Raw genomic sequence first — 15,419 nt, forward strand, 5'->3', positions numbered from 1 at the left:
ACATTTTGATTTTTCCCGTATCCAAAAGGCGAATTTGATTCATTAACAATTTAAAAAACTATTAAAAATGAAAAAGTATATCATCCTGGTTATCGCATTATTATTTTCTGCAGTATGTTTAAATGTGTTTGCACAAACAAAATCATATCCTTTTGAGGTTGTTAAATCGGGAAAAGGAAAACAGGCTATTTTATTTATTCCGGGTTTTGCTTCTTCGGGAGAAGTATGGAACGATACAAAAGCAAATTTCGAAAAGAATTTTACATGTTATACGCTTACCATGGCAGGATTCGCCGGTGTACAACCACAGTCCAATGCTTCTTTTAAAAATTGGGAAGATGCTATAGCGGGTTATATAAAAGACAATAAAATCGAGAAACCGATTATAATTGGTCATAGTATGGGCGGAGGATTAGCTTTGGCAATTGCTGCAGATTATCCCGATCTGGCTGACAGAATAGTTGTTGTTGATGCCGTTCCTTGCCTCGCGGCTTTGATGGATGCCTCTTTTAAGCCAAAAGTAAATAACGATTGTAAGCCAATTGTGGATCAAATGACCGGCATGACCGATGAACAATTTTTGGAAAATCAAAAGAAATATTTGGTAAGACTGACGGAAGATGCCTCTAAGCATGACTTGTTGTTAGGTTGGAGTGCAAAATCGGACAGAAAGACTTTTGCTGAGATGTATTGTGATTTTTCTAATACAGATTTAAGAGATAAGATTGCTACTATAAAATGTCCTGCATTGATTTTATTAGAGTCTTATTTTGCAAATATAAAACCGGCTATCGAAGCGCAGTATAAAAATCTTAAAACCGCTAACCTTCAATATGCGTCTAAAGGATTACATTTTATTATGTATGATGACAAAGAATTTTATTTCAAACATTTAAACAACTTTATAAAAGTTAAATAATGGAGTTTGAAAGCATTTATAAAATGTATTGGGACAGAATCTTCAGGCTTTGCATGGGTTTTGTCAATGATTATGATGCTGCACAAGATTTGGCTCAGGAGACTTTTATTATAGTCTGGCAGAAATTGGATACGTTCAGGAATGAATCAGGTATTGGGACCTGGATTTTTAGAATTGCGTCTAATAATTGTTTAAGGCAGATCGAAAAGCAAAAGCGTTTTCCTAAATCGGAATTGCCTTCTAATCTTACAGAGGAAAAACAGTATTCCATAGAACCACGGATCCAGTTTTTGTATAAGTGTATTGCTGAATTACCGGAAGCAGAGCGGATCATTATTTCTTTAGAATTGGAGGACGTCAAACAAGCTGAAATCGCTAAAATCGTCGGACTTTCTGAAGCTAATACAAGAGTTAAAATTCACAGAATAAAAGAAAAACTGACTCAAAAATTCAAACAAAATGGACAATAAGATAGATTTTAAAGATTTATGGAACAAACAGTCCGTAAGTCCACCCGATATAAAAGATTTGTTGGTTAAGTTAAGTCGTTTCAAACAGTCGAGTTTGAGGAAATTAATGCTAACCAATGCGCTGCTTTTGGCTACCTGTATATTTATTGTTTTTATCTGGTACCGCTTCAAACCCGAATTTATTTCGACCAAAATCGGAATTGTTTTGTGTGTTGTTGCAATGGTCGTTTATTTGGCGGTTTACAATAGATTATTTGGTGCTTATAAGAAAATTGACGGTACAAAAAGCAATACAGAATATTTGCAAAAATTAATTGAAATAAAAACGAAGCAGAAATTCCTGCAATCCACTATGTTGAGTTTGTACTTTGTAATGCTGGGAGTGGGGTTGTGTTTGTATATGTTTGAATATACGTCAAGAATGACTGCATTCTGGGCTGTTTTTACTTATGCAATGCTGTTGCTGTGGTTTGGCTTTGTTTGGCTTTATCTGCGTCCAAAACAAATCAAAAAAGAGAATGCGAAAATCAATGCGCTGATTGAAAAATTTGAAACCATAAATAAGCAATTGACTACTGATTTTTGATTAAAGGCGCTTTCCATGACCTCTTGGCATTTTGTTAAAGTGGTTCGCAATTTGCAGTTTGTTTTGTAACTTTAAAATTCAAACTAAAAAACGAAAGACATGGGGTACGGATATATTATAATTGCAGGAGTCATAATGTTACTTAGCTGGATGGTAAGCTCAAAGCTGAAAAGTAAATTTGAACTTTATTCAAGACTACAATTAAGAAATGGAATGAGTGGCGCTGAAATTGCTGAAAAAATGCTCGCCGATAACGGTATAACTGACGTACGTGTTATTTCGACACCCGGACAGTTAACCGATCATTATAATCCATCGGATAAAACGGTAAATTTAAGTGAAGCAGTATATAGTCATCGTAATGCTGCTGCAGCTGCGGTCGCGGCGCACGAATGCGGTCACGCAGTACAACACGCTATCGGTTATCAAATGTTGACGATGCGTTCGACATTAGTTCCTATTGTTAATGTAGCATCCAGTTATATGCAATGGATTTTGCTGGCGGGGATATTGATGATTAATATTTTTCCACAATTATTGCTTATCGGGATTATTGTATTTGCATCAACAACTTTATTTGCGATCGTTACTTTGCCTGTAGAATATGACGCAAGCAATCGAGCGCTGGCTTGGTTAGAGAATAAACATATGCTGACACAAGAAGAGCAGGCGGGAGCAAAAGATGCCTTAAAATGGGCTGCACGAACTTATGTAGTAGCAGCGCTCGGTTCAATTGCAACGTTGCTGTACTATATCTCTATTTATTCCGGAAGTAACAGAAGGGATTAAATTTTAAAAAATAAATTCCAAATTCTAAAATCCCAAATTCCAATTAAAAAAACAACCCGACAGGTTTTTAAAACCTGTCGGGTTTAATTCATCCCAACAAATTTGGAATCTGGAATTTGGAATTTTGGATTTTAGAATTTAACCTCAAAGTTGTATTTGTCGGTCAATTTGTTGGTCTAAGGATATAAAGGTTTCTGTTCTGGAGACGCCTTCAATGGCTTGAATTTTGGTATTTAAAAGCTGCATTAAATGTTCGTTATCGCGACAAATGATTTTTATTAATACGGACCAGTTTCCGGTTGTGTAGTGGCATTCCAAAACTTCGGGGATTTTTTTCAGATCTTTTACAGCTTCAGAGTTCCGGGAGGCTTTGTCCAGATATACGCCCACAAAAGCCATAGTGTTGTAGCCCAATACTTTTGGATTTACAATAAATTTTGATCCCGAAATGACACCCGATTGTTCCAGTTTTTTTAAACGCTGATGGATCGCGGCTCCCGAAATGCCTATTTTATTGGCGATTTGTAGAATGGGTTTTCGCGCATCATCCATTAAATAACGAAGGATTTCTTTATCGATACCGTCAATTTCAATTAAGAGGGAGTTGATTTTCATAATTTACAATTTGAAACTATAATTAGTGTTTTGGGTTTTGAATAGAAACCAAATGTAGTTAAAATGCTGTAAAAAAGAAAATTCCAAATCCCAACGATTAAGTTGGAATTTGGAATTTAGAATTTGGAATTTTTATGCTGTATATTCTAAAAGGTTATTTTCCTTTGTTTGCTTCGTTGATGTATTTTTCTAAAGCCATTGTCATAGAAGGAGTTTCAGGAGTTGGAGCAAGAATATCAATTCTTAAACCATAATCTAAAGCTTCTTTTTGAGTGGTGCTTCCAAAAACAGCAATTCGGGTTTCGTTTTGTTTAAAATCAGGGAAGTTTTTAAACAAAGATTTGATTCCTGTTGGGCTAAAAAAGGCTAAGACATCATAATAAACGTCTGCTAAATCAGATAAGTCGCTCATTACGGTTCTGTAAAAAATGGCTTGAGTCCAGTCTACTTTTAAATTGTTTAAAGTAACGGGTGCATCTGCATTTAATTGGTCAGAAGCTGGAAGTAAGAACTTTTCGTCTTTGTACTTTTTAATTAATGGAGATAAATCTGCAAAATCTTTTGCGCCTACATAAATTTTACGTTTTCTGTACACTACATATTTTTGTAAGTAAAACGCAACTGCTTCAGACTGGCAAAAATATTTCAGTCCTTCAGGTACTTTATAACGCATTTCATCGGCTACTCTGAAAAAATGATCCACGGCATTTCTGCTTGTCAAAATAATCGCAGTATAATGATTAAGATCGATTTTTTGTAATCGAATCTCTTTTGCGCTAACCCCTTCCACATGAATAAATGGTCTGAAATCAATTTTTATTTTGTGTTTTTGTTGGAGCTCAAAGTACGGAGAATTCTCCACTTTAGGTTCAGGCTGTGACACCAAAATTGTTTTCACTTTCATATTATAAACTTTTACTAAGCCGCCTCTTTTGTAATCCAATAATAGATGAAATAATAAGGGGCTATTTCAAGAGCGCAAAGATATAAAATAAAATAAAATAACTTGCTGATTATTATATTTTGATGCGTTTTAATCGAAATAAAATAGGAGAATAGACTTATACACAGTGAAACACCGATGATTGCTAGTGGTACACTTTTCGGAATGTTGTCATAATAAAACAAAACCGCATTAAAAGGAAGGATTAAAACACCAATATACGTACGGTATGTTGCTTTTTGTAAGTTAAGAAGGTCTATAAAATCTTCAATATTGAATGAAGTAGCAACGATTTTTTCGATTAAATATTTTGCCAGAATAAAATATAATAAAAAAGTGGCGATTTGAATGAATAAAACCCAGTCCGTTTTTGAGGCATATCCAAAAGTATGCATCGTAAGCTGAATGAAAAAAGAAAATGAAATAATCTGCACAAAAAACAAACCAACAATAAAGCTGCCTTTCAGATTACTTGAATCCCGATAGATTTTGGCATATTTATCAGAGAAAATAAGCTTGCTGAATTCGCTAAATCGGGATTCATATGCTGATTTAGTAATGGCAACAAGAGCAAAAGCCAACACAAATAAAAGTGTCGCCCAGTCTTTGTTTTCGATAATTCGGGGATGAAGTTGTTCAATCATAACGTTGCAAAATTAGTAATTTTTTGTATCAATACTTTTATTATAAATTTATTGTGAATCAAATGGCATAAAAAGTTTACTTTTGCGGTGAAATTACCCAGAAAAATGAATGATTGTATTGTCATAATTCCCACTTATAACGAAATTGAAAACATAGAAAGTATAGTTAGAGCTGTACTTTCTCAACATAAACCTTTTCATCTTTTAATTATTGACGATAATTCGCCGGATTTTACTGCTAATAAAGTAATTGCATTGCAGGAAGAATATCCCGATAGATTGTTTTTAGAAAAAAGAGCCAAAAAATCAGGTTTAGGAACCGCTTATGTTCATGGTTTCAAATGGGCTTTAGAGCGCAAATATGAGTTTATATTTGAGATGGATGCCGATTTTTCTCATAATCCAAACGATCTCGAAAAGCTGTACGACGCCTGTCATTTTGGTGGTGCCGATTTAGCTATCGGATCACGATATGTAAAAGGTGTAAATGTCGTAAACTGGCCACTAAGCCGTGTTTTGATGTCTTACTTTGCTTCCGTGTATGTCAAATTTATTACCGGAATGAAAATTCATGATGCTACAGCAGGTTTTATCTGCTATAAAAGAGTAGTTTTAGAAAAGATAAAACTTGACAAAATTAAATTTGTTGGTTATGCTTTTCAAATCGAAATGAAATATCGAACGTATTGTGCTAAATTTGAAATTACCGAAGTTCCGATCATTTTTACGGATCGTACCAAAGGGGTTTCGAAAATGAGCAACGCCATTATAAAAGAAGCAATTCTGGGTGTAATAACACTTCGATTAAAAAAATTATTCAATACTTTATAAAGTCACGGTGATGAACAGAATTTTAATAAAGAACGCAAAAATTGTAAACGAAGGATCCATTTTTGAAGGTGATGTATTGATCGAAGACGACTTAATTGTTGAAATTTCAGACAGCATCAGTTTAAAATCATCGGATTGTAAAGTGATTGATGCCGAAGGAAGTTATTTGATTCCGGGTGCGATCGATGATCAGGTACATTTTAGAGAACCAGGGTTAACACACAAAGGAGATATTGAGTCAGAATCCAGAGCCGCAGTTGCGGGAGGAATTACCTCTTTTATCGAGCAACCGAATACGGTGCCAAATGCTGTTACTCAGGAAATACTGGAAGATAAATATCAAATTGCTGCCGTAAAATCATATGCGAACTATTCGTTCATGATGGGAGCAACCAATGATAACCTGGAAGAAGTTTTAAAAACGAATCCAAAAAATGTTGCAGGAATAAAAATATTTTTAGGTTCTTCAACCGGAAATATGCTAGTGGATAATGAAGCCACTTTAGAGAAAATATTTTCAAGTACGTCAATGTTAATTGCGGTACACTGTGAAGATGAAACAACTATTCAAAACAATTTGGCCTTGTACAAAGAGCAGTATGGTGATGATATTCCGGTAACGGCGCATCATTTAATCAGAAGTGCTGAGGCCTGTTATATTTCGTCGTCTAAAGCTGTGGCTTTAGCCAAAAAGACAGGTGCTCGTTTGCATATTTTCCATCTTTCGACTGCTAAAGAAATGGAGTTGTTTACGAACAAAATTCCATTAGAAGATAAAAAAATAACGGCTGAGGTTTGTATACATCATCTGTGGTTTACAGATGAAGATTATAAAACAAAAGGTAATTTCATAAAATGGAATCCGGCTGTGAAAACGGCAGCGGACAGAAAAGTACTTTGGGAAGCTTTAAATGATGGTCGTATCGATGTAATTGCTACAGATCACGCTCCACATACAAAAGAAGAGAAAAAACAACCTTACCTAAATGCACCTTCCGGTGGGCCATTGGTTCAACATGCTGTTGTAGCTATGTTTGAGGCACATCACCAAGGGAAAATCTCTATTGAAAAGATCGTTGAAAAAATGTGTCATAATCCGGCTAAGATTTTCAAAATCGAGAAAAGAGGTTTTATAAAAGAAGGTTATTTTGCCGATTTAGTTATCGTGAATCCGAGCTTACCATGGAGTGTGAATGCGGATAATATTTTAGCAAAATGCGGCTGGTCTCCATTTGAAGGCTTTGTTTTCAGATCAAGAATCACACATACTTTTGTAAACGGAGAACTGGTTTACAATAACTTTAAGGTGAAAGACCTTCGCAATGGAAAAAGATTATTGTTTGACAGATAAAAAAGTATAGATGAAGAATTTTATAATACTAACATTGGTTTTGTTTCTTTCGGTGAGCTGCGAAAAAGAGTTGGTAAAACAACCCAAAGGGCTTATTGAGAAAGAGAAGATGCTTGATATTATGTATGATTTGTCTATTTTGGAAGCCGTAAAATACCAACATCCGTTATCCTTAGACTCGATTGATGCAAATCAAAAAAGGTTTGTTTTGCAGAAATATAAAGTAGATAGTCTGCAGTTTGCGCAAAGTAATATTTATTACGCAGCAGATTACGAAGGGTATAAAGATATGTTTGATGCAATTGCCAAGCGCTTGGAGAAAAATCAAAGAGCAGCAGATTCATTGGCTAAAATAGACGAGAAGAAAGCCATTAAGAAGAAAAAGCAGGAAGAAAAATTGAGAAAATTGAATCCTGAACTTAAAGAAGCAATACCAGCTAAAGCGAATATTGATTCGATAAAAACGGCGATGCATGCAAGAAGAATAAGGCAAACAAGATAGTTTTATAACTTAGAAACGTCTTTTACATATTGGTGTACATCCAGAAAAACCGTTCCCAGAGCGGTTTTTATTTTTTCATTACCATACAGATTTTTGGAATAAGAAGCTTTCAAAGTGGCTTTAGTGATGCTTCTTTTTTGGAAAAACAAAGTTGAAAATATTCCGTCTGCTAGCCAGGCTATAGTTAACAATATTGGTTTCGCGTGGATATTCGGCCTTTTTACTTTTAAGCTGTCGGCTATAGTGTTGAGGATGTCTCGAAATACGATATTTTCTGTAATTAGCGTAAAACGCTCATTTTTGATATTGCTTTTCATTAATTCAAAAGCAATTTTTACTACATCATTTACAGTAATAAATCCTGTACTTCCAAGGGTATAGAAAGGAAGGCCTTTGGCAACTCTGGTGTAAAATTCAGCACTTCCCTGCTCGCTTGTTTTTGTAGTTGGAATTGGTCCTAAGATTACTCCCGGATTTATAATGATCACTTCTAAGCCTTCCTGAAGTCCTCTCCAGACTTCCATTTCGGCACCATATTTAGAAATTGCATAATCGCTGTGTGGTTTCTCAGGATTCCATTCTGTTTCTTCGGTAATGGTGGTTTCATGAGCTGCCAGATCTCCTAAAGCGGCTATTGAACTCACAAAACAGAATTTTTTTATTTGTTTCGCAATAGAAAAATTAACCATATTGGCAGTTCCTTCAATATTGGTTTTTCGCAGTAAATCTTCGTCTTTTGGATCAAGCGAAATAAATGCGGCACAGTGGTAAACATATTCAATGCCAATAAAAGCAATCTCTAATGAAGGAATGTCAAGAATATCAGCCTCCAGCCATTCTATTTTCTCAAATAAATCGGCTTTTTTGTATAATTCAAAAACAGCTTTTGTTTTCTCAATTTTGTTTGGATTTCTATATATTGCTCGTACAGTTTCTCCATTTTCAATTAAATGAAGTGCTAAATGTGAGCCTACCAGACCTGTTCCTCCTGTTACTAATACCATTTTGTAAATATACTATTTTGGTTTAAAGGTGCAAAGTAGGGAAGGTGTGAAGTTTTTGTTTGTTTTGAAATTGGTAATCTTTGTTTTTATGCAAATGGTTAAAAAAAGGTGATGCAAATGAATTAAGAATTTTAATTCATTTGCATCACCTAGAGATCGAATGATTTTATTGCTTACTAAAAAATAGTATAGGCAAATATGAAATCTATTGCATTGTATTTTGCCGAATAAGAGTTGTAGTTTACAAGCTCTTTTTTTGTATTCAATCTTGCTTCTACAGTGAATTTGTTGCTGAAATTATAGCCTAATCCAAAAGCTAAATTACCACTTGAATTACCTTCGAAACTGGTTATGTTATTTCCTGTTTTATTCGTGTACGTTATTTTGGTGTTGCTGCCTAGGTCAAATGAATAGGCTGCGCTAATGAATATTTTTGATTTTTCATTTAAGAACATATAGTGTCTCACACCAATCGGTACTTGTACAGCGTTATAGTCTATTTTTACATTGTATTGTATGTCCGGAAACGCCATAAAGCCACTAGGGATAGTATAATCATTTTCGCCCTGGTATTTTTGATAGACAGGATTGATGAAGACACTCCATTTGTTTTTATTATAAGGAAGTATGTATTCAGCCTCGGCACCAAATTTGAAAATCGTTTTGTTGTCAAATTCAGTATTTTGCTGCGAATTCCCCTCATTGCTTAGTGATGACGAAACCATGCCTAAACCTGCTGTTACCTTAATCAAAAGTTGACCTTTGCTCGATTTCGCATTTTCTTTTTTCATAGCGTCAGGGCTGATGTTATTGTATTTCGAAAAATAAGCAACAAGATCTGCTTTTTTGTAGGTAAGATTTAAGATGCTTTTTTCGGTTGTCGCTGTAGTGGCAACATTTTTATAAAGCTGCTGTTTGTATTCATTATTTTCTGTTACTTTTTCAGCCCCTTCGTTTTGATCCGTCGTAAGGTATTTAACGTAGATTAGTTGTTCTGTAGGAACTGTTTTGGTAGCGTAAAAGTATCTGTTTGTATTGTCTTCTGTGTAGCTGTATAAAATTGCATCACCGGTTACAAGTGTTTTTAAAAATAGAGTTTCTTCTTTCCAATCCGGATTTCTGTTTGTTGTCATTTTTCTTGGATCATCATTGGAGCGGTCGATTTTTATTTTAAATCTTTTGTAGGTAGTTTCATTATCAATACCAAATTCCTGGGTTGTGGCAATGCTTTCTGTCTTGATTTCGGAATCGCTAAGTTGTGTTTTGTATTTGAAATCTGTTGGAGTGTTTTTCCAGTCTAAATTTTTAATATAACATTCCGTTCTGTTTCCGTCATTGGATATAAAGTATCCTTTTTCGAAGGTAATTTGTGCGTTAGTAAATGAGTAACAAAGTAATAAGGCAATCAGTAATAGTTTTTTCATAAAAAGGTTTTTGGTTTTTCGCCAAAAGTAGCCAATGAAATTTGAAAATATGTTGATTTTTTAAGAATTTTTTTACGATTTAGAAAGGTTTGTCGTAATGCTTTCAGTATGAGTCTGATGCTTTGTTTTTTGCGGTGCCAGTTTGAGAATTAAAATAAAGTGGTAACTAAAAAATCTTTTCGGATATAAAATTTTATAGTATCCCACTACTAGCGGAATTAATTATATTTGCACAAATTATTTTAAAAATGAAAAATCTAGTTGAAGAATTAAAATGGCGCGGGTTATATCATGACAGTATGCCTGGAACGGAAGAACAATTACTGAAAGAAGTAACAACAGCGTATATTGGTTTTGATCCAACAGCAGATTCACTTCATATTGGAAGTATGGTTCAGATTATTTTATTGGTTCATTTAAAGAATTTTGGTCATCAGCCTATCGCTTTGGTAGGAGGTGCAACCGGGATGATTGGTGATCCATCTGGAAAATCGGACGAAAGAAATTTATTAAACGAAGAGACTTTGGCTAAAAATGTAGCCGGTATTAAAAGTGTTCTGTCTCGTTTCTTAGATTTTAATTCGGCAGATAAAAATGCCCCGGTAATGGTGAATAACTACGATTGGATGAAAGAATTTTCGTTTATTGATTTTGCGCGTGAAGTTGGAAAACGAATCACCGTAAACTATATGATGGCGAAAGATTCTGTAAAAAAGAGATTGAGTGGAGAAGGAGAAGGAATGTCTTTTACAGAGTTTACATATCAATTGATTCAAGGTTACGATTTTTATCATTTATATAAAAACAACAACTGTCTTTTGCAAATGGGAGGTTCTGACCAATGGGGTAATATCACCACAGGTACAGAATTAGTGCGCAGAATGGGAGGAGAAAGTGCAAAAGCTTTTGCCTTAACAACACCATTGATTACAAAAGCAGACGGATCTAAATTCGGAAAATCTGAAGGAGGAAATGTATGGTTGGATACTGATAAAACCTCAGTATACAAATTCTACCAATTTTGGGTAAATGCCACTGATGTTGATGCTGAAAAGTATATTAAAATTTTTACTTTTTTAGAGAAAGAAGAAATAGATGCCTTAATCGAAGAGCATAAAACAGCACCACACTTGAGAGTTTTACAAAAGAGACTGGCTGAAGAAATTACCATTTTTGTGCACAGTAAAGAAGAGTTGGAAAAAGCGATTCAAGCTTCGAATATCTTGTTTGGAAACTCGACTGCAGAAGATTTGAAACAATTAGATGAAGCTACTTTCTTAGAAGTTTTTGACGGAGTTCCACAAGCAGAAATTGCAAAAGCAGATCTTGAAAACGGATTGGAAATTGTAACTGTTTTAAATGAAAAAACAGGTTTCTTTAAATCAAACGGAGAAGCGAGACGTGCGCTAACAGCAAATTCTATTTCGGTAAACAGAGAGAAAATAAAAGAAGATTTTGTTTTAACGGCAAATGATCTGATCAATAATCAATTTGTGTTGTTGCAAAGTGGAAAGAAAAACTATTTTGTGATTAGAGTAAAATAAGAATACTAACTTAACTACGGTTATTGTCTAAATTAATATATGTTCGGATTTATTTTTATTTATTGGATTTGGAAAGCTTTCAGCAATTTGGCGATTTTGTACAATAAAAATAAATGGAAATATTTCTTTTTAGGACTAGGGTCTTATTTTGGTTTGTCTTTTATATTCGCAGTAAGTTTTATGATTGTGATGGGACTTGTTGATGGATTTGAGACTATAGAAAATGGAAATTATGATAGCCCGGCTCATAATATATGTTATTCAATTTTAGGAGGATTAGGTTGTTATGCAGTCTATAAATCACTTGAAAGCAAAGGCAAGAAAGAAAAAGAGTTGCTTAGAAAAGAAGGAATAGATAGTATTGGTTTGCTGGAAGAAAATTAAAGTACCATCAAATTACAGCCACGAATATCAGAATTATCAAAACGTCCCAATACCTCGAAAGAGTTGTTGGGATATTTTTTGCCCAAATCCTGCGTTGCGATAAAAGAACAGGAATTGATATTGGCCAAATCGATCACATTTATTCCGCCCGTTTTTCCTTCTTTTACATAGGTCAAAGCATCTTCAGGGTCGCGAACTAAAATGTTCATCCAGGACGGACATTCAAAGATACCTTCACCTAAAGAATAGGCCTGACCTAAAAGTTCGGTCATTCCATATTCGGAATGAATGGCCGTAACACCAAAACCTTCGCAAAGTTGCTCGTGCAGTTCTTCGCGAATCATTTCTTTTCGTTTGCCTTTCATTCCTCCGGTTTCCATGATAATGGTGTTCTGAAGTTGAAATTGATGTTTTTCAATTAAATCCAATAAAGCATAAGTCACTCCAATCAGAATGGTATTTTGTCCGGATTGGTCTAATTCGATTAGTTTTTGGGTAAGTTCTTCGTGGTTGTGTAAATAAAACCCGCTTTCAGGCTGATTGGATAGTTTTATCAGATCTTCTACCATGTAGATTAACGAAGAGCCTTCGCGTTCGAGATAAGACGGTAAAAGGGCTAAAACAACGTAATCCTCGATATTGCCGTAAAATTCAGAAAACCCTTTTCGGTAACTTTCTTCATATAAGGAAACATCGGTTACGATATGCCTACTGGTAATCATTCCGGTAGTTCCGCTGCTGGTAAAAGTAACCTGAGCAGGATCTGCATTCGAAACAACATTATGACTTTTGAAAAACTGAATGGGTAAAAAAGGAATTTGTTGTATTGATTTTACCTGTTGTGGATTTACTTTCAAAAAATCACAAAAATCACGATATACCTGATTGTTCTCATGCTGAAAACGAAACACCTTTAAGGCTATTTTTTCAAATTGTTTCTGACTCGAAATGGTAAATATATCGTTGGCTGTAATCAAAACTTTTTTTGCGCAAAGGTAGGTATTATTGTAGATAGTTTTTAGTTTTCGGTCTCAGTTTTCAGTCTCAGTTTTCGGTCTCAGTTTTCAGTTTCAGTCTGAGTCTTGTCATTCATTTGTCACCCTGAGCGAAGTCGAAGGGTTTTGTGTTAAGCAGGGCTTCGACTTCGCTCAGCCTGACATTAGGGTTTTTTAGTATTCAGTCTCAGTATTCAGTCTCAGTCTTCCGTTTTCAGTTTTAGTTTTTACATTCATTGTCGCCCTGAGCGAAGTCGAAGGGTTTTGTATTTGATCCATGAGAATATTATTTTCCACAGTATTGTCATCTCGACGAAGGAGAGATCACACACGCAGATCACGTTCAGTTGAATGCGAGTACTCCTCCGTCAATTGACAAAAAGGGAGCACGAGTGAATCATTTTAGAAGAATTAGAAAAGCAGATTTCGAAGAAAATTTAAGCAACCCCAAAAATCGAACCTGAGATCGACCCCAAAAACTGAAAACGGAAGACCGAGACTGAAAAATAAAAAAAAGGCTGTTCATTTTGAACAGCCTTTTTTTTATTTTTATGTTTTTTATCGAATAATCAACTTTCGCGTAGCGGAAACATTTTGTTCGCTTATTTTTATAATGTAAACGCCGGGAGATAAATCAGCAACGTTTAATTCTTTGGAAACTAAATGTGTCTGAATTACTTTTTTACCCAAGAGATCAAAGACAATAATTTCCTTTTCTAAATCGTTTTTAGAGGTGATATAAACCTTTCCATTTGTGACCGGATTAGGGTACAAACTTAGCCCCTCAATAGTGGCAGATCCATCTTGAGGTTTTGACGTTTGTTTACTGTCTTGTGCAGAAGAGCTAACAGTAAAGAAAAAAGCCAGTAAGATTATAATATAAAAGTAATTTTTTGCCATCGCATTTTTTTAGATAAGTAAATATACAAAAAAAAATTACAAAAATTACACCAAAAAATTACATCCTGAAAATTTAGGATGTTTTTAACAAAATGGGTTTTTCTAAATTAGAAGTCAATAAATCAGTGAGTTGCCTCATAGCAGTTATGTATCTCTTGTTAGTTATTACTCGTAGTTCAACTGAAGGCGTGATTCCAGTAGTGAAGTTTAAGAAAATAGTTTTCGGCACCCGTTTTCAACAAAAGGCAAATTGTTGCAAAAGAAAAAAGCAGTCTGAAAATAATTTTCAGACTGCTTTTCTATATGATTGTTATTTAATTACTTAGTCCAATCAGCCCAAGTAGGTAAATTTGCACCAGCACCAGCACCAGTTTGACCACTAGTTGCTCCAGATAATTTAGGACCAGTTACATTAGTGATTTGAGCACCAAAAGTATAGTTTGTGATCGTAAAGAAACCAGCATTCATGTTTGCAACAGCACCAGCATCAGTAGCTAGTTTAGCAAGAGCGATAGGCATATCGTCAGCAACATATAAGTTTGTGTAAGCTTGTTTTCCACCACCTTCTTTATAGTTGATTGCTTTTTCGTCTGATAAGAAAGTAGCTCCACCTTTTATAATAGAAACATTAACGATTTTAGCATTTGTTACAGGAAGCGCTCCACTAGGATCTTTCTCATTGTTTGAACCTTCAACACCTGCTTTTGAAACACCTTTAATATATACGTTAGTTGCGGTACCTTGCCATCCGTCAGCAAAATCTAATGAATCATCATAAGAGTTGATTATTGTAAGGTTTGTAGCGTTTACAGCTCCTCCGAAAAATTCAATACCATCATCACCACTTTCGTAAGTATAGATGTCAGATACTTTTGTTCCAGAACCTACTCCGAAGAAAGATACTCCATTGTATTCTTTAGTTGCAGAGAATTTAGAACCAGTATAAGAAATTTTCAAGTAGTTAATGTTTCCTGAGTTATCCGTATTGTCAGTTCCTCCGTAGCTTAAACCACCTACTTCAGAAGTTCCGTTTGCTCCAGTGTTTACGATACCATTACCAGCGATAATTAATCCACCCCAGTCACTTTGTGCAGGAGTAGCTTTTCCAGATGTCATAACTACTGGTTTAGCAGCGGTACCATTGATGTTGATTTTAGCATTTCTTTCTACAGCGATAAATAAAGAAGTAGATTCTGCAGTAGCAGAACTTTTGATTACTGTTCCGGCAGGAATAACTAAAGTTGCTCCACCTTTTACTACTAAGCCACCAGTTAAAGTGTAAGTTTTAGTTGGGTCTAAAGTTACTGTACCGTCATTAATGTTTCCTTTTAAATCATCAACTTTTAACACGAATGTGCTTTTGTCTCCACTGTTGTTGTTATTGTTGTTGTCATCAGAACTACAGCTCGTTAAAGCAAGTCCGAATAGTGCAGTCATTGCTAAAAATGTTTTTTTCATTTTATTAATTTTTTGTTGTTTTGTTTATTTATGGCAAAGTAAAGGAAGATATTTTTTTGC

Annotated in this window: 17 protein-coding genes; 9 read left to right on the forward strand and 8 right to left on the reverse strand. The window is 34.8% G+C overall.

Annotation, left to right across the window (positions count from 1 at the left end; all coding sequences use genetic code 11):
* Positions 1-67: 67 nt before the first annotated feature.
* The 4 genes from ACHRV5_RS21255 (at position 68) to ACHRV5_RS21270 (ending at position 2,764) form a co-directional block, all read left to right on the forward strand.
* The gene (locus tag ACHRV5_RS21255) at positions 68-919 is read left to right on the forward strand and encodes an alpha/beta fold hydrolase (RefSeq protein WP_395428102.1); all 852 of its coding nucleotides are present in this window, start codon (positions 68-70) and stop codon (positions 917-919) included.
* Positions 919-1,389, forward strand: coding sequence for an RNA polymerase sigma factor (locus ACHRV5_RS21260; RefSeq protein WP_230003638.1), 471 nt, complete (start codon positions 919-921; stop codon positions 1,387-1,389). The genes ACHRV5_RS21255 and ACHRV5_RS21260 overlap by 1 nt, the downstream gene beginning before the upstream one ends.
* Positions 1,379-1,975: a hypothetical protein gene (locus ACHRV5_RS21265; protein WP_230003637.1), complete on the forward strand. Its 597-nt coding sequence runs from the start codon at positions 1,379-1,381 to the stop codon at positions 1,973-1,975. The genes ACHRV5_RS21260 and ACHRV5_RS21265 overlap by 11 nt, the downstream gene beginning before the upstream one ends.
* 99 nt (positions 1,976-2,074) lie before the next feature.
* On the forward strand, positions 2,075-2,764 hold the full coding sequence (locus ACHRV5_RS21270) for a zinc metallopeptidase (RefSeq protein ID WP_047778903.1): 690 nt from the start codon (positions 2,075-2,077) through the stop codon (positions 2,762-2,764).
* Positions 2,765-2,908: 144 nt separating this feature from the next.
* On the opposite strand, the gene ACHRV5_RS21275 is transcribed toward ACHRV5_RS21270, so the two are convergent.
* The 3 genes from ACHRV5_RS21275 to ACHRV5_RS21285 all read right to left on the reverse strand — a co-directional run bounded on the left by ACHRV5_RS21275 (position 2,909) and on the right by ACHRV5_RS21285 (position 4,966).
* A complete protein-coding gene (locus ACHRV5_RS21275) occupies positions 2,909-3,379 on the reverse strand; it encodes an Lrp/AsnC family transcriptional regulator (RefSeq protein ID WP_047778902.1) in 471 nt (156 codons plus the stop codon).
* Positions 3,380-3,533: 154 nt separating this feature from the next.
* The gene (locus ACHRV5_RS21280) at positions 3,534-4,283 is read right to left on the reverse strand and encodes a uroporphyrinogen-III synthase (protein WP_047778940.1); all 750 of its coding nucleotides are present in this window, start codon (positions 4,281-4,283) and stop codon (positions 3,534-3,536) included.
* Between the two features lie 14 nt (positions 4,284-4,297).
* Positions 4,298-4,966 (reverse strand): DUF4271 domain-containing protein, encoded by a 669-nt coding sequence (locus ACHRV5_RS21285; protein WP_047778901.1) that lies wholly within the window; start codon positions 4,964-4,966, stop codon positions 4,298-4,300.
* Between the two features lie 105 nt (positions 4,967-5,071).
* Between ACHRV5_RS21285 and ACHRV5_RS21290 the strand changes: the two genes are divergently transcribed.
* Genes ACHRV5_RS21290 through ACHRV5_RS21300 form a run of 3 tightly spaced genes read left to right on the forward strand, consistent with a single transcriptional unit; the run spans position 5,072 to position 7,650 of the window.
* Positions 5,072-5,797 (forward strand): polyprenol monophosphomannose synthase, encoded by a 726-nt coding sequence (locus tag ACHRV5_RS21290; protein ID WP_047778900.1) that lies wholly within the window; start codon positions 5,072-5,074, stop codon positions 5,795-5,797.
* Positions 5,798-5,807: 10 nt separating this feature from the next.
* Positions 5,808-7,148: a dihydroorotase gene (locus tag ACHRV5_RS21295; protein WP_230003635.1), complete on the forward strand. Its 1,341-nt coding sequence runs from the start codon at positions 5,808-5,810 to the stop codon at positions 7,146-7,148.
* A 10-nt stretch (positions 7,149-7,158) separates the two neighbouring features.
* The gene (locus tag ACHRV5_RS21300; protein WP_047778898.1) at positions 7,159-7,650 is read left to right on the forward strand and encodes a DUF4296 domain-containing protein; all 492 of its coding nucleotides are present in this window, start codon (positions 7,159-7,161) and stop codon (positions 7,648-7,650) included.
* A gap of 2 nt (positions 7,651-7,652) precedes the next feature.
* Here ACHRV5_RS21300 and ACHRV5_RS21305 read toward each other — a convergent pair whose 3' ends face one another.
* Together ACHRV5_RS21305 and ACHRV5_RS21310 are read right to left on the reverse strand one after the other, a co-directional pair.
* Positions 7,653-8,654 carry an NAD-dependent epimerase/dehydratase family protein gene (locus tag ACHRV5_RS21305; protein WP_395428106.1) on the reverse strand — a complete coding sequence of 334 codons (1,002 nt, stop codon included), beginning with the start codon at positions 8,652-8,654 and terminating at the stop codon, positions 7,653-7,655.
* Positions 8,655-8,830: 176 nt separating this feature from the next.
* Positions 8,831-10,078 (reverse strand): outer membrane beta-barrel protein, encoded by a 1,248-nt coding sequence (locus ACHRV5_RS21310; RefSeq protein ID WP_395428108.1) that lies wholly within the window; start codon positions 10,076-10,078, stop codon positions 8,831-8,833.
* A 248-nt stretch (positions 10,079-10,326) separates the two neighbouring features.
* On the opposite strand from ACHRV5_RS21310, the gene tyrS reads away from it, so the two are divergent.
* Both tyrS and ACHRV5_RS21320 read left to right on the forward strand, forming a co-directional pair.
* Positions 10,327-11,622: a tyrosine--tRNA ligase gene (gene tyrS, locus ACHRV5_RS21315; protein WP_395428110.1), complete on the forward strand. Its 1,296-nt coding sequence runs from the start codon at positions 10,327-10,329 to the stop codon at positions 11,620-11,622.
* 39 nt (positions 11,623-11,661) lie between these two features.
* Positions 11,662-12,006, forward strand: coding sequence for a hypothetical protein (locus ACHRV5_RS21320; protein ID WP_230003626.1), 345 nt, complete (start codon positions 11,662-11,664; stop codon positions 12,004-12,006).
* Here the strand turns inward: ACHRV5_RS21320 and ACHRV5_RS21325 are convergent.
* The 3 genes from ACHRV5_RS21325 to ACHRV5_RS21335 all read right to left on the reverse strand — a co-directional run bounded on the left by ACHRV5_RS21325 (position 12,003) and on the right by ACHRV5_RS21335 (position 15,359).
* A complete protein-coding gene (locus tag ACHRV5_RS21325; RefSeq protein ID WP_395428112.1) occupies positions 12,003-12,983 on the reverse strand; it encodes an acyl transferase in 981 nt (326 codons plus the stop codon). The two genes, ACHRV5_RS21320 and ACHRV5_RS21325, sit on opposite strands and share 4 nt — an antisense overlap.
* Positions 12,984-13,559: 576 nt before the next feature.
* Entirely contained in the window at positions 13,560-13,901 is a 342-nt protein-coding gene (locus ACHRV5_RS21330) for a T9SS type A sorting domain-containing protein (protein ID WP_230003622.1), read from the reverse strand.
* Between the two features lie 318 nt (positions 13,902-14,219).
* Complete coding sequence (locus ACHRV5_RS21335; RefSeq protein ID WP_230003620.1) at positions 14,220-15,359, reverse strand: hypothetical protein; 1,140 nt, start codon at positions 15,357-15,359, stop codon at positions 14,220-14,222.
* Between the last annotated feature and the right edge of the window lie 60 nt (positions 15,360-15,419).

It is taken from the genome of Flavobacterium sp. FlaQc-52 (assembly GCF_044007495.1).
GTDB lineage: Bacteria > Bacteroidota > Bacteroidia > Flavobacteriales > Flavobacteriaceae > Flavobacterium > Flavobacterium cupriresistens.